At 45.2% G+C, this 20,895-nt stretch carries 14 protein-coding genes and 1 tRNA gene; 5 read left to right on the top strand and 10 right to left on the bottom strand.

Going from position 1 to position 20,895, the window contains the following annotated elements; genetic code table 11:
- Positions 1-206 (top strand): hypothetical protein (locus tag F824_RS27890; RefSeq protein WP_033405717.1); only part of this gene is annotated, 206 nt, incomplete at its 5' end.
- A gap of 214 nt (positions 207-420) precedes the next feature.
- Here the strand turns inward: F824_RS27890 and nirD are convergent.
- Together nirD and nirB are read right to left on the bottom strand one after the other, a co-directional pair.
- Positions 421-804, bottom strand: a complete 384-nt coding sequence (nirD, locus tag F824_RS0124680; protein ID WP_019600621.1) for a nitrite reductase small subunit NirD — start codon at positions 802-804, stop codon at positions 421-423.
- A gap of 112 nt (positions 805-916) precedes the next feature.
- Complete coding sequence (nirB, locus tag F824_RS0124685) at positions 917-3,427, bottom strand: nitrite reductase large subunit NirB (protein WP_019600622.1); 2,511 nt, start codon at positions 3,425-3,427, stop codon at positions 917-919.
- Positions 3,428-3,752: 325 nt separating this feature from the next.
- On the opposite strand from nirB, the gene cobA reads away from it, so the two are divergent.
- The 3 genes from cobA (at position 3,753) to F824_RS0124720 (ending at position 6,810) form a co-directional block, all read left to right on the top strand.
- Entirely contained in the window at positions 3,753-4,532 is a 780-nt protein-coding gene (gene cobA / locus F824_RS26545) for a uroporphyrinogen-III C-methyltransferase (protein ID WP_019600623.1), read from the top strand.
- Positions 4,533-4,950: 418 nt separating this feature from the next.
- Positions 4,951-5,544 (top strand): DUF4202 domain-containing protein, encoded by a 594-nt coding sequence (locus F824_RS0124705; RefSeq protein ID WP_019600625.1) that lies wholly within the window; start codon positions 4,951-4,953, stop codon positions 5,542-5,544.
- An 888-nt stretch (positions 5,545-6,432) separates the two neighbouring features.
- Positions 6,433-6,810 carry a GxxExxY protein gene (locus F824_RS0124720; protein ID WP_019600628.1) on the top strand — a complete coding sequence of 126 codons (378 nt, stop codon included), beginning with the start codon at positions 6,433-6,435 and terminating at the stop codon, positions 6,808-6,810.
- Positions 6,811-6,997: 187 nt separating this feature from the next.
- Here F824_RS0124720 and ltrA read toward each other — a convergent pair whose 3' ends face one another.
- The 6 genes from ltrA to F824_RS0124750 form a co-directional block, all read right to left on the bottom strand.
- Positions 6,998-8,230 carry a group II intron reverse transcriptase/maturase gene (gene ltrA / locus F824_RS0124725; RefSeq protein ID WP_019600629.1) on the bottom strand — a complete coding sequence of 411 codons (1,233 nt, stop codon included), beginning with the start codon at positions 8,228-8,230 and terminating at the stop codon, positions 6,998-7,000.
- A gap of 321 nt (positions 8,231-8,551) precedes the next feature.
- Positions 8,552-8,683 carry a hypothetical protein gene (locus F824_RS28100; protein WP_262500777.1) on the bottom strand — a complete coding sequence of 44 codons (132 nt, stop codon included), beginning with the start codon at positions 8,681-8,683 and terminating at the stop codon, positions 8,552-8,554.
- A gap of 1,002 nt (positions 8,684-9,685) precedes the next feature.
- Positions 9,686-11,167 (bottom strand): rubredoxin, encoded by a 1,482-nt coding sequence (locus F824_RS0124735; RefSeq protein WP_019600631.1) that lies wholly within the window; start codon positions 11,165-11,167, stop codon positions 9,686-9,688.
- A 27-nt stretch (positions 11,168-11,194) separates the two neighbouring features.
- The gene (locus F824_RS0124740; RefSeq protein ID WP_019600632.1) at positions 11,195-14,704 is read right to left on the bottom strand and encodes a nitrate reductase; all 3,510 of its coding nucleotides are present in this window, start codon (positions 14,702-14,704) and stop codon (positions 11,195-11,197) included.
- Between the two features lie 38 nt (positions 14,705-14,742).
- Positions 14,743-16,104 carry an MFS transporter gene (locus F824_RS0124745; RefSeq protein WP_019600633.1) on the bottom strand — a complete coding sequence of 454 codons (1,362 nt, stop codon included), beginning with the start codon at positions 16,102-16,104 and terminating at the stop codon, positions 14,743-14,745.
- A 71-nt stretch (positions 16,105-16,175) separates the two neighbouring features.
- Positions 16,176-17,483, bottom strand: coding sequence for an alginate export family protein (locus F824_RS0124750; protein WP_139189933.1), 1,308 nt, complete (start codon positions 17,481-17,483; stop codon positions 16,176-16,178).
- Between the two features lie 599 nt (positions 17,484-18,082).
- On the opposite strand from F824_RS0124750, the gene F824_RS0124755 reads away from it, so the two are divergent.
- Positions 18,083-18,165, top strand: a tRNA-Leu gene (locus tag F824_RS0124755).
- Positions 18,166-18,193: 28 nt separating this feature from the next.
- Here F824_RS0124755 and F824_RS0124760 read toward each other — a convergent pair.
- Both F824_RS0124760 and F824_RS0124770 read right to left on the bottom strand, forming a co-directional pair.
- A complete protein-coding gene (locus F824_RS0124760) occupies positions 18,194-19,282 on the bottom strand; it encodes an AI-2E family transporter (protein WP_019600635.1) in 1,089 nt (362 codons plus the stop codon).
- 416 nt (positions 19,283-19,698) lie between these two features.
- Positions 19,699-20,271 carry a DUF4256 domain-containing protein gene (locus tag F824_RS0124770; protein ID WP_019600637.1) on the bottom strand — a complete coding sequence of 191 codons (573 nt, stop codon included), beginning with the start codon at positions 20,269-20,271 and terminating at the stop codon, positions 19,699-19,701.
- Between the last annotated feature and the right edge of the window lie 624 nt (positions 20,272-20,895).

Below are 20,895 nucleotides of genomic sequence, written 5' to 3' on the forward strand. Positions count from 1 at the left end.
TAAAAAACAAATATCTCCGATTCAAAAACATCAACAACCTACCTGAACTGAGTAGGGAACTTGACCATACAGTCAAACTCTACAACTCCTCAAAACCGCATTCGACGTTGGCTAGAATGTCACCAGAAATGTTTGAAAAAAAATGGATATATTCACAGAGCCAAACAAGAGCGAAGATGACAGAGTCAGTCGACGCAAATGATTAAAATGGTGGGGCATCGAGCCCCATCATTTTAAGGCCAAACAAAAGCTCAGAATCGAGATGTAATCTATACAATATCCCTGAGTGTGCAGTTAACAAAAATGGTCAGTGGATTTCAGGCATCGTCATCTTCCGTCTTCTGTCTCCCATCCCCCGTCTCCCTTCTTTTTCTCAAAAGCCCATTAAACTGCCACAATAACGGATGCTCACATTTTTTTTTAATACCCTTCATCAAATCCAATATAAACAAAACCCTCCTCCACTTTCACCGGATAGATGGTGATTTCGCAGGCATCACCGTTGAGGTTTTTGCCTGTCTTCAGCGAAAAGGTCTTTTTGTGGAAAGGGCAGGCCACCTTTGGTTCCTCCGCCACGCTCCCCAGCATTCCCCTGGAAAGGATCATCTGCATTTTGTGCGGGCAAAGATTTTGGCAGGCAAACCATTCCCCTCTTCTGCTGAAATTAAAAACGGCGATCTGCAAATCCTTGAATTTCACACAAGCACCCCCATTTTCCGGAAAAGAGGAGATGGACGCGGCCTTGAACCAGGTGGTGATGTTATTGACTTCCACTTTTTTGTATTTTTCTATTTCTCCAATCATTGCTTTGAGGAATATTTGAGGTTTTGATTTTAGAAAGAAACCATGCTTTGGTCCTTTAGAAAACTGTTATTGAACAGCGGTCAATACCCTGTGGTATTGGCATTGAATTTTATTATTTGGATTGTGGAACACCCCATTCGGCCGGGATCTTTTGCCCCCGCATCGGTTGAAATGCCAAAGTGGGGTCTTCCTCATCGACATTCACGAAATGCTTGAATTTGGCTCTCAGTTCCGGGTTGTTGACCACTTCTTTCCATTCACAGGCATAAGTTTCGACCATGAAATCCATTTCCCTTTCCAACTCCTTTCCGATACCCAGACAATCATTGACCACGACATCGCGGAGGTAATCCATTCCACCCTCGAGCTTGTTCAACCAAGTGGCCGTCCGGTTCAGGGGTTCGGCAGTTTTGATATAAAACATCAAGAAACGATCGATGTATCGGATACAAGTCTCATCATCGACATCATTGATCAGCAGTTGGGCATGTTGCGGTTTGGAGCCACCATTGCCGCAGACATAAAGGTTCCATCCTTTTTCGGTGGCGATGATGCCAAAATCTTTGCTTTGCGCTTCTGCACATTCCCGAATGCAACCGGAAACCGCACCTTTGATTTTGTGCGGGGAGCGCAATCCGCGGTACCGCTCTTCGACACGAATGGCATAGGAAACCGCATCCTGTACGCCGTATCTGCACCAAGTGGAACCCACACAGCTTTTTACAGTCCGGAGCGATTTGCCGTAGGCATGCCCACTTTCAAAACCCGCATCGATCAATTCCTCCCAAATATCCGGCAGATGATCCACCCGCGCGCCAAACAAATCAATCCGCTGCCCTCCGGTGATCTTGGTGTACAGCCCGTATTTCTTGGCTACCTGGCCAATGACAATCAGTTTATCCGGCGTGATTTCTCCTCCGGGAATCCGGGGAACGACAGAATAAGTGCCTCCTTTTTGGATATTGGCAAGAAATCTGTCATTCGTATCCTGAATGGTGTCTTGCTTGAGGATCAATTCATTCCAGGTACTGGCCAAAATAGATGCGACTGCAGGCTTACAGGTTTCGCAACCATCTCCCTTCCCAAAGTCTTCCAGTAAAGCATCATAAGATTTTATGCCCTTGATCTTGACAAGGTCCAGCAATTCCTGTCTGGAGTAATCAAAATGTTCGCAAAGGACATTCTTCACTTTCCTGCCCATGCTTTTGAGTTGGTGATTGAGGAGGTCGGTGATCATCGGCATGCAGCCACCACAACCCGTTCCCGCCTTGGTACAGGATTTTATCCCGGGAATATCCATCATGCCACCTTCAGAAATGGCAACACAAATGTCTGACTTGGTCACGTTTTCGCAGGAACAAATCTGTGCGGCATCCGGTAAGGACTCGACTCCAGCCCCTTGGGACTCCTTTCCCCCTCTGGCACCCAAAATCAAATCCTCGGGTTCAGGAGGCAAAGGCATGTTGTTTTGGACCATCTGCCAAAGCATGTTGTAGTTGGAGGTGTCACCCACCAATATCCCACCCAACAATCTTTTTGCGTCTTGGGAAATGTTGATTCTCTTGTAAATGCCTTTGACTTTGTCCTCAAATACGATGGTCTTGCTCGGTTCCCCCTCTCCAAAAGGATCACCAAAACTTCCCACTTCCACCCCGATCAACTTCAATTTGGTGGACATGTCAAAACCCATAAAGGGCTTTACCTGATTGGATACGAGCTGATTGACTACCTGAGTAGCCATTTCGTATCCGGGAGCGACCAATCCATAAACCATCTGCTGATAGGATGCGGCCTCCCCAATCGCAAAAATGGAGGGATCCTCCGTCTGTAGGAATTCATTGACGATGATCCCACCTCTGGGAGCGGTCTGAAGTCCACAGCCTTTGGCCAATTCGTCTCTGGGTTTTATCCCAGCCGAAATCACCAGCATTTCAACCGGTAAATGTGTTCCATCCGTAAAACTCAAGCCCGTCAATTTTCCATTTCCGCTGATTTCAGCAGTATTCTTGCTGAGGTGAATCGAAATTCCGAGGTCCTCCAGTTTGGATTTCAACAAGCCAGAGCCGTTTTCATCCAGTTGACGGGGCATCAGTCGGGAGGCAAATTCCACCACGTGCGCCTTTAGACCCAAGTCCACTACCGCCTTTGCCGCTTCCAGCCCCAACAATCCCCCGCCAATGACGGCTGCGGATTTGGCCTGCTTCCCATAAGAAATAATGCCGTCCAGATCCTCCAAGGTGCGGTAGACAAAAACCCCCTTCTTTTCCACTCCTTTGATCGGCGGGACAAAAGCCGCCGAGCCAGTCGCTAAAATGAGAAAATCATATTCCTCTTCCTTGCCAAGATGGCTGAAGACCTTCTTTTGTATTCTGTCGATGTTGACAATGAGTTCATTTGTTCTCAGCTCAATAGCATTGTCCGAATACCATTGCCTCGGTGCCATCAAAAGGTCTTCCGCATTGGAACCTGAAAAATAAGCACTGAGATGCACTCGGTCATAGGCCGGCCAGGGTTCCTCGCCAAATACCGTCAGTTTAAAATCCTTTCCTCCTTCAGCAGCCCTAAGCTTCTCACAAAACTTATAGCCTACCATTCCATTTCCGATCACGATCACCTTTTTCATAAATAATCTTTTGTGTTTAGATCCTGTATTGTTTCAACCCGTTTTATGCATTACGAACTCCATTTAATATTTTAATTAACTGATAATCAATTAGGTGTTGACTATTTTTGACTTCACCCTATTGGTGTCAGGAATTATTCTCCCAATGGTCTGATTCTCTTTCCGTTTCAATCCCATTTGGAAACGGAATGCATATTTCGGGTTCAATAGTATTTCTGAATCCCATTCTGATTCAGGGGCTAAGGTAAAAATAAAAATTCATATAATTACGTATTTTTACGTAATTTATACTTACTTTTATTTTCAATACTACTTAGATATCCCAATGAAAAGAATTGAACCAAAACTATCGCTGGTGGGTGCAGGCCCAGGAGATCCAGAGTTAATTACCCTTAAAGGAGTCAAAACACTACAATCCGCAGATGTGGTCCTATATGATGCCTTGGCAAATGAGGCCTTGCTCGATTATGCTCCAGAAACAGCATTGAGAATATACGTAGGGAAAAGAGCCGGCCAGCATTATCAGCAGCAGGAGGAGATCAACAAGATGATTGTGGGCTACGCCAAAACCATGGGCCATGTCGTCAGGTTGAAAGGTGGCGATCCCTATATTTTTGGAAGGGGTCATGAGGAACTGGAATATGCCCAAGCCCATGGGGTTCCGGCAAGCTATGTCCCTGGAATCAGCAGCTCGATCGCCGTTCCCGGACTTTGCGGCATCCCCTTGACCAAAAGAGGCATCAACGAAAGTTTCTGGGTCGTCACGGGAACCTTAAAGGACGGATCACTTTCCCATGACCTGCCACTTGCTGCCCAATCCACTGCAACAGTTGTGATCTTGATGGGCTTGTCCAAACTACAGGAGATCACTGCGCTTTTTCAAAAATACAGAGGGACTGAAGAACCCATTGCCCTGATCGAAAACGGCAGCCTCCCGCAAGAACGGCTGTTGGTCAGTGGGCTTGGCAAAGTGGTAGAACTCCAGGAAGAAAAACGGATAAAAGCCCCTGCCATCATTGTCATCGGTGAAGTGATCCGAGCCCAATCCCAATCCCTAAGCATGCTTCATGAACATTTGCTGCGGGATGCGAGAATTGGGGTTTAGGGACAAAAAATTGAAATTGAAATTGAAAGTTCAATCCGAAATATGCATTCCGTTTCCCAGTAAGGGTTGAAACTCCATGAAAATCAGACTATTTGGAAAATAAGGAAGGATCCAATAGGGTGAAGTCAAAAAATAGAAACAACTCACTGGTTATCAGATAATTTCAGAATAGAATTGATAATACATCAAAGCGGTTGAAAAGAGAAGTGCGCAGAAAACCCAGACCAAAACCGGGGATTTGAAGTTGAGGGTTATTGGAATGAAAGGTTGCGGTTTTCCGGTATTCTAAAGGCTAAAACATTGGATTTGATCTTCACGGAGGAACGATTTGGCAAAATCAGGTTGTTTTTGGCTGTTCCGGTTTTTTATTGTGGGGATTAATCAAGAAATTTAAAAACACCCGAAAACAAGATTGCTAATGGCTGACATTCGTTTCGCGCAAACCCTGGAAGAAATTGACAAAATCAATGCTGAGGATCCAAATCTGGAAAGCTGGCAGGGAAAAGAATACCCGAAGGAATTGCTTTACAGCCAGCGGATGTCGGCAATGCTCCAGGAATTTCTCCCCAATGCTTCGGAAACCTTGACATTGGCGGCGCGTGCACAGCATATCCGGCGATGGTCAATCCCGAGGGATGCCTATCCGATGGACCGGAAAGGGTACCTGCAATGGCGGACCTCACTCAAAAAATTCCATGGGGATTTGGCTTCCTCCATCATGGAAAAACAGAGGTATTCGGATACCGAAATCCAAAAAGTGACCGACTTGATCAACAAAAGGAGGCTAAAAACCGACGAGGATGCCCAGGCTTTGGAAGACGTGATCTGTTTGGTATTCCTGCAGTATTACTTTGACGATTTTATCCTGAAACATGCTGGGGAAGAAGAAAAAATCATTTCCATCGTCCAAAAAACCTGGAACAAAATGTCCCCTAAAGGCCATGATGCCGCCCTGAAATTGAAGCACTCAGAAAAAGCCCTAAAGGTCATCGGCAAAGCCCTTGCCGGGTAATTTTTTAATCCAAGCAAAACGCTTGGCGTTCTGAGTGTTAAAATAATTTCTCGCAAAGTCCGCAGAGGTTTTCGCGAAGAACGCAAAGAAAAAACAAGGATTCGCCCTAATCTTCCGAAAACCAACCAATTTTAAAAACCACAAAAAAACCTTTGAGACCTTCCCGAGATACTTGGCGCTCTCTGCGTTAAACATTTCTCGCAAAGTCCGCGGAGGTTTTCGCGGAGAACGCAAAGAAAAAACAAGGATTCCCCCTCATCTTCTGAAAACAAACCGATTTTCAAAACCAAAAAAACCTTTGCGGCCTTCCCGAGACACTTGGCGCCCTCTGCGTTAAACTTCTATCGCAAAGTCCGCGGAGGTTTTCGCGGAGAACGCAAAGAAAAAAATACATCTTCCGAAAACCATCCGGTTCTAAAAACCACAAAAAACCTTAGCGACCTTCTCGGGACACTTGGCGCCCTCTGCGTTAAAAATTTCTCGCAAAGTCCGCAGAGTTTTTCGCGGAGAACGCAAAGAAAAAAATACATCCTCCCAAATCTTCCGAAAACAAACCAATTTTCAAAGCCACAAAAAAAAACCTTTGCGGCCTTCCCGAGACCCTTGGCGCTCTCTGCGTTAAAATAATTTCTCGCAAAGTCCGCGGAGGTTTTCGCGGAGAGCGCAAAGAAAAAACAAGGATTCCCCCTAATCTTCTGAAAACAAACCGATTTTCAAAACCAAAAAAACCTTTGCGACCTTCCCGAGACACTTGGCGCTCTCTGCGTTTAAATAATTTCTCCTAATTACTTATCTATTAGCAATTAAACGATTATTAAACGTTTAAAAACCTTCTAAATATCGAAATTTAAATAGATTCAATTTTTCTAACTCCCTAACTTTGATGTAATGACTGAAAATGACATTTCATTTGAAATTGTAACTGCCGCTATCAACCTTCATAAAAATCTTGGACCAGGATTATTGGAATCTGTATATGAGCATGCCCTTGCCTATGACTTAAGGAAACTGGGATTGAATGTTCACCAACAAAAACCAATGCCGTTTTATTACCAAGATGTGGTTTTGGATGTAGGATATAAGTTGGATTTGCTAGTTGAAGGCAAAGTTTTGATTGAAGTGAAATCTGTTTCCGAAATTTCCAAAATCCATAAAGCTCAAATTCTGACCTATTTGCGGCTTTCAAAGTTGAAATTAGGCCTTCTAATTAATTTCAATGTCGTGATGCTGAAGGATGGCCTCCACAGGTATGCAAACAACCTTTAACCACAACAATTTCTCTGAAAAACGCGGAAAGTGTTTCTCCAAAAATTCATTGAAACAACAAAAAACCTTTGGACAAACATTTCTCGCCGAGTAGGCAAAGGGGAATCTCACCCCTAAGCCTCTCACAGAACCGTACGTGACAGTCTCCCGTCATACGGCTCTTGTTATTCTTGATAAAGATTCGACTTTAACCTAATTGCCAATGATAAAAGAGTTCCGGGTTTTCTCTTTTTATCACCTTGAGTTTTGCCATTGCCTTTCTGACACCTGTCTTGTGCTTTTTCCCAAACCATTTCAACAGGCGTTCATCCACTTTCTGTAAGCTCCTTCGCAGGGTCCGCTTACTGAATAAGCCGTAGTAGTTGATCCATCCCCTTAACTTGACATTAAGTTGACTGGCTATTTCCCGGATATCCAACCTTGTATCACGCCAGGCTTCCAATTCTCTGATGGTCTGGACGATCTTCTTTTTGTTGGATTGGCTGATCTCTGCGGTAAAGGCCATGTAGTTTTTCCCATCACGCTTGCTCTTTCTGGCTCTGGGCTGATAGCTAAAACCCAAAAACTCAAACTTTACGGTTTCATGGTTCCCTTTTCGGCGGTAGTCTTTGCAGTAGGCAATGTGCGTCTTGCTCTCATTGACCCTCAGCTTTACTTCCGCCAGCCTGTTGATCAGCGCTTCCTTGACCTGCTCAGCCTGCTGGTGGGTCGAACAGTGGATTACCACATCATCTGCATATCTCACAAAGCGTATCCTAGGATAGTGTTTCGATAGCCATTTATCCATGGCGAAGTGAAGGTAGAGATTGGCCAGTATCGGGCTGATAACTCCCCCTTGGGGTGTTCCTTTTCCTTGCTTTGGCACAATAGTTCCGTCTTTCTTCTGGACAGGCATATTGAGCCATCTCTCCACATACATCAATACCCATTTCTCTTCAATAACATGCGATACCGCTTTGAGAATAAGGTCATGGTCCACTTCGTCGAAGAACTTGCTGATGTCCATGTCTATCACCCAGTCAAAACCGAAATTATTCTGCCTGACCTGTTCTACGGCCTGATGTGCGCTCTTAAGAGGCCTATAGCCATAGGAGTTTGTATGGAACAGCCTGTCGATGCGCTTTTCCATGTAGTCCTTGATCACCTGCTGCGCTATCCTGTCTCTCAGAGTGGGTATCCCCAGTTTGCGCATGCTTCCGTCTTTCTTGGGTATCTCTACCTCCCTGACGGGTTGCGGATGGTAGCTCCCAGAGGCTAGCCTGTTCCAGATCACATAGAGATTCCGTTCAGGCTTTTTATCAAAGTCTATCCAGCTCTCTTGGTCAATCCCAACTGCATTGCCTCCTTTTCTTACCTTCTGATAAGCTTTGGCAACGTCATAGTACTCTATAGGTACTGTCTTCTTTACGTGTACATCCATTCCGAATCATCCCCACCGTAGCGGGTTGTTGTTTTGAATATCCAACTGAATAACCCGATCCCTTCGCTCCTCCCTCTTTTCACAGGGTGTCAACACTACTATGGTCGGTCCGACTTCCGTTCCGCCGTTCTGCACGGCTCCCTTGGAACGGAGATCCCGAGTTCCGTAAATGAGCCCGGATTTAAGTCATGTCGCCTGTATGACGGCGGGCATATGGCCAGTAGTCAGGTTTCTGCCATACTCTTCTCTGCATCCTTTGCACAATGCGATTTAGCCCAGCAACTACGCGGTTTCGTCACTTCATCAGCGATTCATTTGCATTCATCTCTTAAATCCATACCTGACGGTTGTTCCGCCTTTTCCCAGTTCGTTCACCACAGCAGCCTTGCGGCTTTTGCAGCACTGGGCGGTTTGATAACTCCGCCTGAACAGCGTTATCGATACTTCAGCCATTTACTTTTGGCTTGTATCATCTCAATTACAACATATCTCAGTCCTTCAGTTGACTGAGATTTCACGGCACAAGCAAAGCCCGCAGAGGTTTTCGCAGAGAACGCAAAGAAAAAACAAGGATTCCCCCTCATCTTCTGAAAACAAACCAATTTTCAAAACCACAAAAAAAACCTTTGCGGCCTTCCAGAGACACTTGGCGCACTCTGCGTTAAACTTTTATCGCAAAGTCCGCGGAGGTTTTCGCAGAGAACACAAAGAAAAAACAAGGATTTCCCCTAATCTTCTGAAAACAAACCAATTTTCAAAACCAAAAAAAACCTTTGCGGCCTTCCCGAGACACTTGGCGCTCTCTGCGTTAAACTTCTATCGCAAAGTCCGCGGAGTTTTTCGCGGAGACCGCAAAGAAAAAAATACATCCTCCCAAATCTTCCGAAAACAAACCGATTTTCAAAGCCACCAAAAAAACCTATGCGACCTTCCCGAGACACTTGGCGCTCTCTGCGTTAAACTTCTATCGCAAAGTCCGCAGAGTTTTTCGCGGAGAACGCAAAGAAAAAAATACATCTTCCGAAAACCAACCGATTTTCAAAACCACAAAAAAACCTTTGCGGCCTTCCCGAGACACTTAGCGCTCTCTGCGTTAAACTTTTATCGAAAAGTCCGCGGAGGTTTTCGCGGAGAACGCAAAGAAAAAAATACGTCTTCCCAAATCTTCCGAAAACAAACCAATTTTCAAAGCCACAAAAAAAACCTTTGCGGCCTTCCCGAGACACTTGGCGCCCTCTACGTTAAACTTTTATCGAAAAGTCCGCGGAGGTTTTCGCGGAGAACGCAAAGAAAAAATCTTAAATCTTCCGAAAACCAACCGATTTTCAAAACTACCAAACAACCTTTGCGGCCTTCATGAGACCCTTCGCGCCCTCTGTGTTAAAATATCCTCTCGCAAAGTCGAATCAATTTACTTCACAACATTGACAAAGTGACTCGGTAGGGCTGCATATTTTAAATCAGCCGATAGGCGGACTTGGGGCTTTCACAGACTGGGCAACTGTAATCTGCGGGCAATTTGAGAAATGCAGTTCCTGCGGTGATATCCGAAGACGGATCCCCGATACTTTCGTCATAAATCGTCAGACAACTTGAACATTGGTATTTTCTGGTTTGACCGGGTTTGACCTCCTCGGCATTTTCTTTAGGGTCTCCGGTTTTTCGAACATCCAATTGATCATAGTATTTGTAACTCAATTCAATCAAAAGCGATGGAATGGTTTCCAAAGCAACATTTTTGACGAAATAATAATATTCTGAAAGATTGGGATTGAAATCCTTTGAGTAGAGAATATTGAAGGAATCGGGATCCTTCTCCTTGGCCTGGGTGTTTTTTTCAATCACTATGGATGTAAACAGCACCATGTTCCTGATTTTTATGGAAAAAGAAAGTCCATAGGTACTGATGTCCTGCTTGTCCAGGGCCCTGACCAGGTAATTTTTGATGTCCAGCGCTTCCTCATCCAGCACAGGCAAATGCCAATTGAGTTCCAAAGAACTGTGGCGGATATTGATACCGAATTTGCCCAGCAATTTCTCCCAACTCAAGCGGTCCTTTTCAGCGATTCCCCTTACGATCAAGGATTTCCATGGAGTGATGCTCAACTTTCCAATGTTCGTTTCCAAACACAATTCACACAGGGCTTTCAAAAAATTGATCGTAAACTTGTTGTTCCTCCAATATAGCCCCAGCCAATACTTTCCTCCTGTGATCCTGTTCATCCCTTCATAGTAGGGAGATGTCGCTTCGGGATAAGTCAATTCCTGATCCAGATTTTGGGTATTGATGGTCAAGCCCTCCCTTGCTTTCCGGAAGATCTCCGAATGGGTAAGTTGGCCATTTTGCGGATCAAACGCTTCAATTTGTTTGGCCAATTTGGCCAAGTCATAGCCAAAAACCAATTCTGGGGCACACCAAGGTTTGGTGTCAATCTGTGAAAAACGCAAATACACGTACCAATAATTTTCATGGGAAGAAGCCACAAAATTGATATTGCCCGTAAAGAGCGGAACCAGGTTTTGGACAGGATCGGTAATGTTGATTTTTAGCTTGGGTTTGTAATCAAATGTATCCAGGATATAATGGTAAATGTGGGAAGCCAACCAATGGGTGGTCGGCATCACATCCAGGGCCGTGTATGAACTGACAATATTCTGAAATTCCTCTCCATCCGTATCATAAGCCGTCTGGATGGAATCAAAGGTTTTCTCCAGGATTTCCAGGTTTTTGTCCTTCAAGGAAAATAGAATGTCCTGCCTGGAGCCCAAGTGGACAAAATTGGCACCCAGCTCATTGGCAGTTTGAATGATTTTCTGGAAATCTCCCGGAGAGATGATTCCTCCTTTCACAAAAACCCTGACCAAATCGGATTTTTTCTCCTTGGTGGATACCGCTTTTGTTCCCATGACGTCAGCCGATTTGAACCTTATACTCATCTTCGTTTTTGGATTATGGAAAGAAACTTATGCAATGACAGGCAATTTACTGAATTGCTTCAATATATTCCTGATCTCGGGTTTACAGCTCCCGCAGCCCAAGCCAGCACCCGTAATCTGGCACAATTGCCTGAAATCAGTTGCCCCGGAACCAATGGCCTTTTCTAAATTCCCTGTGCCCACACCGCCGCAGGAGCAGACTGTTTCACCCAAGAGCGCCTCCTTGTCGGATTTGCCTCGGAGCAGTTCTTGCCTTTTTTCGGACAATTCGATTTTATCCTCGATCAAGATTTTAAATTCGGCAAATTCTGATTTGTCCCCCATCAGGATGGCACCGACCAATTTGTCTTGATAAACGATGCACTTTTTATAGTAGGTTTGGGCAGTATCGATGAGCAGGATTTCTTCGTACCCTTCGGCATTGACCGGGATTTCGGGGATTCCGAGGGAGCAAAGATCCAGGTCTGCAAATTTCAGGATGTTCATGGAAACGGTCCCCTTGTAAATACTGAGCAAGTCCCCATTGATAAACCGTGCGGCCACATCCGCTTGCTGCTCTGCCGCTGCCGTGATTCCATTTAGTTTTTGGCGGTGTTCGGCGATTTCCCCCATGGCAAAAATACAGGGGTCACTCGTCTGCAAATAATCGTTGACCCTGACACCCATGCCACAGTTCAAACCCGCTGATTTTGCCAATTCAGCATTCGGCCGGGTTCCGATGGCATATACGACAGCATTGACATCCAATGAAATCCCACTTTTCAAGTGAACTTTCATGCCCTGCTCCCCTGACTTTTGCTCCAACTGGTTGACCTGGTTATTCAAATAAAGCTGCACTCCCATTTCCTCGATTTTCTCTCTGAGCAGCGCGCTGGCCACGGGATCCAACTGCCTTTCCATCAATCGGGAAGCCAATTGAATCACGGTCACCTCAATGGAAATTTCCCGAAGCGATGCCGCCAATTCCAACCCGAGCAATCCCCCACCGACAATAAGGACATGTCCATTTCCCCCAAGGTAATCGACCAAAGCATCCGCATTTTGTCGGTTTCTCATCGTGAAAACCCCCGGCAGATACATCGGCGCATCGTTTGGCACAAAAGCCCTGCTTCCCGTGGCCATGATCAGCTGGTCATAATGATGCACCCTGCCTTTTTGATCCGTCACGGTTTTGTTGAGCTTGTCGATGGCCTCGATCCCGTTTTCCAAGTACAGGTGCATGTCCATCAACTCCATTTCACCGGCCTTGAATTTTTGGAGATCTTCCCAGGTTTTGTGCTGGTTGACATAGTCCGGCAAAAGTACCCGGTTGTAAAAAGGATGTTTTTCCTGGGAAAAAACGTGGATTTCATCCAGGTCATTCAGCTCTCTATAGGTTTGGATAAAGCGGTAAGATGCTGCACCCGCGCCGATCACGATGATTTTTTCTTTGGGTTTACTGAATTTGGCCACCTCCACAACCGAATATTTGAAATCGGGTTGCTTGGAAACCGGGTCAATGGCATTGCCCGTGATGTTATTGGTTCGGGCAAAATCATTCTCCAGAATTTTACCCCAATGCATGGGCAGAAACACCACTCCCACACGGATTTTGTCTGAGAATTTGGCGTGGATCCTCACTTCCCCCCTTCTCCCCTTGACCACCACTGTATCGCCTTCGGCAATTCCTCTTTGCTTTGCATCATGGGGATGGATTTCCAGAAATGGAGTGTCAATATGTTTCATCAATTTGCTGACCTTGCCCGTTCGGGTCATGGTATGCCATTGGTCCCTGATCCTTCCGGTGGTCAAAATCAGTGGGAAATCCGGATCAGTGGCCTCATGTTGGTTTTGGGCACCTGAAATCCTGATCTGTGCCCGTCCATTGGGAGTGGGGAATTTCTTGTCTGTAAACAGTCTCACGGAGGGCGGCTGATCGGTGGAAACAAATGGCCACTGCACGGATCCCCTTTCTTTCAAAATCCCATAATCCAATGCGGAAATATCGATGTTGGTCCCTTTGGTCAAAGCGGCATGCTCCTTAAATACGGCTGCTGCATCGGGAAAATCGAATCCCGAAAAACCCATTTTATTGGCGAATTTGATCAAAATCTCCGCATCGGGCAATGCTTCTCCCGGAGGGTTCAGGATCTTGCTCAGGTGACTGATTCTCCTTTCGGAATTGGTCATGGTCCCCTCTTTCTCCGCCCATCCTGCCGCAGGCAAAACCAAATCCGCGAAGGGAATTCCTGCCGTTTTAGACGAAATATCCTGCACCACGACAAATCGGGCCTTTTTCATGGCCTCTTCCACTCTTTTGGAATCCGGCAAACTCACCATGGGATTGGTGCAAATGATCCAAATGGCCTTCAACGTCCCCTCCTCCAAAGCGCTTATCATCTGCGTGGCCGTGAGCCCCGGCTTATCCGGCAACTCCTCGATTCCCCAGAAATCGGCCACTTCTTTTCGGTGCTCGGGATTGTCCAATTTTCGGTGGGCGGAAAGCAAGGTCGCCATGCCACCCACTTCCCTGCCTCCCATGGCATTGGGTTGTCCTGTGAGAGAGAGCGGTCCCGATCCCGGCTTCCCGATATGTCCGGTGATCAGGTTCAGGTCAATCAAAGCCAGGTTCTTGTTCACTCCATCGGCACTTTGGTTAAGGCCCATCGCCCATAAAGTTAAAAATCCTTTGGACTCACCTATATAACTGGAGGCCAATTGTATATCCGAAACAGACACACCACAAATCAAAGCCGATTTTTCAAGGCTTTTTTGCATGACGACATTCTGGTAAGCCTCAAATCCATCGGTATGGTTTTGGATAAAGTGCAGGTCAATGTCCCCACTTTCGATCAGGCATCTTCCCATCGCCTGATACAAGACCACATCCGTCCCCGGAAAAATCTGGAGATGTAAATCTGCCAAGTCACAGGTTTGGGTAACTCGTGGATCTACCACAATGATCTTGGTCCCCGGATTTAGTTCTTTGTGTTTTTCTATTCTTCTCCAGATGATCGGATGGCACCAGGCGGGATTGGCGCCGGCCACCAAAAAACAATCTGCAATTTCGATATCTTCATAAGACACGGGCACGGTATCTTCTCCAAGTGTTTGGATATACCCCATGACGGCTGAACTCATGCAGAGCCTGGAATTGGTGTCGATGTTATTGGTTTTGAGGTAACCCTTTGCCAGTTTGTTGACAAGGTAATATTCCTCTGTCAGGCATTGTCCCGACACATAGAAACCGACTGAATCCGGGCCGAATTTTTGGATAATGGATTTGAAAACTGCGGCTGCCCTGGACATCGCAGTATCCCAATCCACCCTCTCCAAGGGGTGCCCTTTTCCGCGGCGCATCTGTGGATAGAGCAGGCGATCGGATCTGTCTTCCACCACATAGTGAAGGTTCATTCCCTTGGCACAAAGCAATCCTTTGTTGACCGGATGATCGGGGTCTCCTTTTACTTTGATCTTGCCCTTTTTATCTTGCTGTACAATGATCCCACATCCTACTCCACAATATGAACATGTACTTTTTGATTGTTGCGGTTTCATAACAATTTGTATGCGTGAAAATCAAGCTTGAATTCCTCCTATTTCTCCATTTCATATACAGGGACCAATTCCAGGGACTTTTCATCCAGGGAATTTTGCAATTCCAGCTCAGCGATTTTCTCATCCTTTTCGGAAAACCTGACCAAAAGCGATAGCCCACTGACCACCGTCACACAAACCCCGAGGATTGCCAATCCTTCTGAATAGGATACATTCTCCATTTTGAAGAGGAAACCCGCCATCACTGCGCCGGCATTTCCACCTGCCCCCACAATTCCGGAAACTATGCCTATGGCTTTTTTATTCACGAAAGGGACCACAGAGTAGGTGGCACCTTCGGCCATTTGGACGAAGAGACTGAAGACGATCATGCTCGCTATGGCAAAGGGCAAAAAGGTCATTTGGGAAAAAAGCATCAGGGCCAATCCTTCAAAAAACAAAATGCCACCCATCAGATACACCCGACCTTTCAATCCCCATTTGATACCCGCTCTGTCCCCAAAAAATCCACCCATGGATCTTGCGAAAATATTCATCAGGCCAAATAGACCCGCAATCAATCCAGCAGTCTTCAAATCCAGTTTGAAGAAATCATGGTAATAAATGGCGGCGATGTTATTGATGGTCAATTCCACGCCAAAGCAAGCGCCGTAAATCATGAAAAGTGCCCAGACTCTTTTGTCTTTCAGAGCAGCTTTAAAGGCTCCTTTGCTGTCATTTTTCTTTTTCAGGAATGATGGATCCGTTTTGAGTAAGTCTTTTAGATTTCCTTCGGGAAAATCCGTGGTGAGTCGATAGTAGAGAATGCCACAGATGACCATGGCCAAACCAGGTACGACCATCGCATATCTCCAAGCGTCTTTGTCCAAAAAGCCGAGCCCAACAAACATGGCAAAAATCATCGGCATGACCATCTGTGTCACCCCTCCACCCAGGTTTCCCCATCCTGCGGAAGTCGCATTGGCTGTCCCCACCACATTCGGTGCAAACATCATTGAGGTATGGTATTGGGTGATCACGAATGAAGCACCAATCGCTCCGATCGCCAACCTGAATATCAGAAAGGACTCATAACTATTGCTCAAACCGATCAACATCACCGGAAAAGCGCCGATAATCAACAAATAGGTATAAGTGATTCGGGGACCAATCCGATCACAGAGCCAACCAATAAACAAACGTGCAATCACGGTAATGGCCACAGAGGAGATGATGATATTCCCGATCTGGGATTTGGTCAGTTCCAATTCTTCACGGACCACCGCCATCAAGGGTGCAATCCCAAACCATCCGAAGAAGCAGAGGAAAAAAGCCAACCAAGATAGATGAAAGGCACGCATTTGAGGAGTTTTGAAATTCAGCAGATTGATGGATGTTGCTTTTTTAATTTGATTTTTCATGACAAAACAGGTTTTGGTAAGAGAAATGAAAAGAGGTGGTTATTTTGGGTCGGGGTTTTGGGTTTGATTGTTTATTTTTTTCCGAGAAAATCAGGCTTCACCGCTATCATCGCCCATGCCCAATATTGGAGTCCGGCAGGTTGACCGCCTCCTTTCAGTGCAGAAAGGGACGAAGTGGCGAACATTTGGGAATAGCCAAGTGTGAAAGCCACCTCCTTGCTGAGCTGTGCATTCCAAACCAAATCAATTTCCTTCCCGAGATGCTGTGATTGTGAAAGCGTCAATTCCGCATCGGCATACACTAGCTCCGGGGAACTGAAATGGTGAAAATGAAGGAGAAGTTTGTTTTTTGGGTTGAGGGGAATATTGGTTTTGAAGAAGAAATCATTCAATCCCGTTGTTCTCCCTCCCTGCCCATGGTTATTGCCTACATAGAAATAATCCATGAGTCCATAAAATTTGTGATTGGTCCCATAGAGGGGATTGAAAGAATTGTTTTGGGTGGTGCCTGGTCCGGTTCCACTTAAGTAATCGTAACCAAAAGTCAGGGGAATGAAACCGGTATTGTAGGTTAGGCTTCCGGAATACAACCATGCAGAGACCTTTTTCCCCACTGGATCCAATCCACCTTGATGATAAATTTCCATTTCACCGTCTAAGCGGGTCAATAGTTTTTTGCTCCCGATAAACCCATAGGTTTGCCGAAAGTATACAGTGGTTTCCTCGGGATTGGTGTTCAATTTTTGCCGGCCGTCGTTCAGGAGCAATACCGAAAATTTCGAGGATTTCATTTTTTTGTGAAACCATAAAAACTGCATGGCCTTGTAATTGTCCAAGCCTTCGTAATGCGTACCCGTGAGTTTTCCCGGCTCAAAAGGCACATTCTGGTTGAAAGCTGCGCCCAGATGTACTTGGGTACCCAAGGAATCCTGAAACTTCAACAAGACCAAATCGTGGCTTCTTCCCTGCTGGGCCCAATCCAGATCTCCGAGGAATCTAGCATTGTCATAATCCAATGCCTGCCGGCCAATTTTTATGGATAGCGGCGAAGAGATTTGATATGCTGCCCAAGCTTCATACAGATTGGTCAATGCGGGATCTGTTTTATAAATCTGAGCCGTATTCCCCCATATTCTGACATCCTGGGCCGAAAGATGAAATGTCAGCGCCTCCATTTTGTAACTAAAATTGATTCGGGATCTTTGCTCGATAAAAAATGCAGGGCTTGCTCCTTCCGATAAAGGCGATTTAAAGCCATGCCTTAATTCTGCCCTAGGTCTGATTTCCCCACTCAATGAAAACTGCGCAAATGCAAAATTCATACGTAATAGAGAAACCAGTACAATAATCCCGATTTTTGCTTTAGATGAAGTCCTCATAACCGATTCAATAGTTGTAAATAACTGATTTATTGAAGTTTTAATGCTGATCAGGGATACTTTGGGTCGAAATAGGCCGATGCTTATTCCGAATGCAATATATTAATTATTTTAATTAATACGTATTTTTACGTAATTTAAATTAAATAATTACGTATTTTCTAAGTAGTGAAAAAGTTTATTAAACCCGAATTCTAAGACATCGAAAAAGTAACGTAAAGCATCTAACTTGATTAAGTTAGATGGAAATATGCATTCCGTTTCCAAATGAGATTGCAACTTCAGGAAAATCAGACTATTGGGAGACTAATTCCTTACACCAATAGGGTGAAGTCAAAAATAGTCTACAACTATTTGATTATCAGTAAATTAAAATATTAAATGGAGTTCGTAATGCATAAAATGGATTAAAGGCTTATCCGATTATTGTTGCCATGAAGGAGCTTGGAAAATGGGTTTAAAAAATAGTCCAAGAGGCGGGTTTGATTCGTGATGAAATTGGAGAGTTGGCAGCTGATAGTAGAAAAAAAAGGAATTTGGTGCATTTTGGAAAACCGACTTGTCTTGAAAGGTTTTATTCTACACCTTTGCAGCCGCTTGCGCACGTGGCGAAATTGGTAGACGCACTGTCTTCAGGAGGCAGCGCCCTCTGGGTGTGGAAGTTCGAGTCTTCTCGTGCGCACAAAAAGCAGACTTTCGGGTCTGCTTTTTCATTTCCAGTATTTTTTCCGGAAAATCCGCCAAAGATTTTCATTCTTTTCCGTCACCACGATATTGTCCCCCATCAAAAAACCGTAGGGCTTGAGGCCATCGATGCGGTCAAAGGTGATTTTCAGGATGCCTGTGATGGGGATAAACAGCACCATTCCCGAAATACCCCAAAGTCCTCCTCCCATCAAAATTGCCAAGATCACCACAAAGGCATTGACATTCACTTTAGACCCTACGACCCATGGGGTGATGAGATTGTTTTCGACGACTTGGATTCCCCAAAGCACAGCCAGGGTAATCAGTGGATAGATAAAAGTATCCGTGGTCAGGAAAACATACAAAATCACCAATGCGGAACTTACGATCACGCCGATGTAGGGGATCAGGTTCATAAAGGCGATCCATGCAGCGAACAGCAGGTAATACTTGACACCCAAAAAATAAAAGAATATTCCTGAAAGGATGGCGACGATAGAAGTCACTTTTACGATCCCAATCAAATAGCCCTGGATCACTTTCCCGGAATCGGCTGACCAGGCCAATATCTGGGAATTGCTTTTGTTGGAAACCTTGAATAAAAACTCAATGAAAAAATCCTTGTAATACAACAACAGGAAAATGTAAAGCGGAATGATCGCGGCTAGGGTGAGCGATTTCCCGGTGGAAAAAAGGGTGCTGTTGAGCATTTCTCCGGAAAACAGATTCGAAATACTCCATTTTTCATCTTCGAGCCCAAAATCGATCCCGAAGAGCAACTGGAGATCCGTCAGGTATAGATCTACTTTTTGGGTCAACTTTTCCCCGATCTCAGGAATGTCTGCCAAGAGTGCAAGCATCTGATTGAAAAGCAGGTAGATAATCCCCAATGCAACCACCAAAACGATGAGGATGCCCAGCAGGATCGACAGTGCTCTGGGGATTCTTCTTTCCTCCAGCCAATTGGTGAGGGGGTAGAGCGAAAAGGCAAAAAACATTCCCCAAACCAGCGGCACGATGATAAAGGCACCATTGTAAAGAATGATGATGGAAAAAACGAAGATGACGAGCGCATACGCAATCTTTTGGATACCTTCAAGGGTTTTGTCCATATCGGTTTTTTTTGAAAATCAAGTTACAAAAATAAAACAAACGCATATCTCCCATTCAGGCCGAAGCCAAATATTATTTTTTGATACCTGCTGAAAATGGTTTGACGGTCCAGATTCTTGGATTGTCTGGGGTTGAAAAATTGAATGCTGAAGGAAAAATCTTTGTCCCATCCCGATGGGATTCCAAAAAAACCAGCCATTTTTGCGGGGATGGATATCCCAGGTTAAGATTTCTATCATCGCTACGCGATTGCCAAAAAAGACTCCAAACCCAGAAAAGCCGTAGGCTTGACCAAATTCTTAACCCCACAATTCATTGTAGCGATGTAGGCGACACGCCCTCGATCAAAGCACCGTCGGCACGGCAGAAACCTTTGCCTAAAAACCTTATGTTGAAAACATAGGGTCAGTCAGAATCAGACCTTCAATGCACCCCGAAATGCCCTGGCTGCATAATAGGATTGGGCGCCATTATGGTAGAAGAAGACATGCCCATAGCGGAAATCGCCAAATAGCGCTCCTCCAAGCGCTCTGATATCGGACGGGGTTTTTACCCAACTTGAGGTTTTCGAGTCGAAGTTTCCCAAAGTCTGAAGCATCCGGTACTCCTCTTCCGACAGCAGCTCAATGCCCATTTCAGTTGCCATATCCAAAGCGCTGTTTTTCGGAGAATGTTCCTTTCTGGACTCCAATCCTTCCCGATCATAACAAACACTCCTTCGGCCCTTTGGACTTTCCAGCGAACAATCAAAAAAAATGAATTCACCCGTATTTTTGTCAACACCGACCACATCGGGCTCCCCACCTGTCTCTTCCATTTCATGGAGCGACCACAGCTTTTGGGCCGATTGTCGGCCTTCCAGTTTTTTCTCCACACTTGCCCAGTCAAGACCTTTGTGCCGGTCCCTATTTTTCTCGAAACGGATTTTCAATGTTTGAAGCAAGGCTTCCATTTGTTCTGGTGACAATTCCTTTTTTTCGATTTTCATGGTTTTAATTCTTTTCCTTAGCCAAATATAAGTACTTCATGTTTCCTTACCATTGGGAAAGAATTCAAAATCACCACTCCTGTCAAAACCTGCTTTGGCGAAAAATCTTCGGGAGTCAATCATTTTCGTAGCCAAAGAAGATGGACCACTCTACATCATTTTATCCAAGGGTTGAAACCCATGGATAAAATGATGTCAGGGCGCTGCCCTTTTTCGTGAGGAGCACTTTGATAAAGAATTCCATTTGGGAAGTATTGAAAAAGGCGTAGATAATTGGAAAAGGGTATTGTGAATTACTTGCTGGTCGAGATTTGCAATCTAGTAACCCAGATAATCAGGATTTGCAATTCTCTCCACCAAACATCTTTCGGTCGTGTGTAGGAGGAAATTTGACCGGGCCGGAGCAGGCAAATAGGGGAGTAATGGAGGAAACGATATTCTGAAACCGAACTTCCTCCGGAGGAATGGGCGGCCTATATATCAGCGGTTTTTGGCAGGATTCGGAGAGCGTGAAGAAAATGAGTTTGCTCACGAAGGTTCACCGAGTGAGATCCACTCATTTTTAGCGCGCAGAAGCCAGACAAAAATCAAATTGGAAGAAAATCAATATTGTGAAAAACACCC

It is taken from the genome of Rhodonellum psychrophilum GCM71 = DSM 17998 (assembly GCF_000381545.1).
GTDB lineage: Bacteria > Bacteroidota > Bacteroidia > Cytophagales > Cyclobacteriaceae > Rhodonellum > Rhodonellum psychrophilum.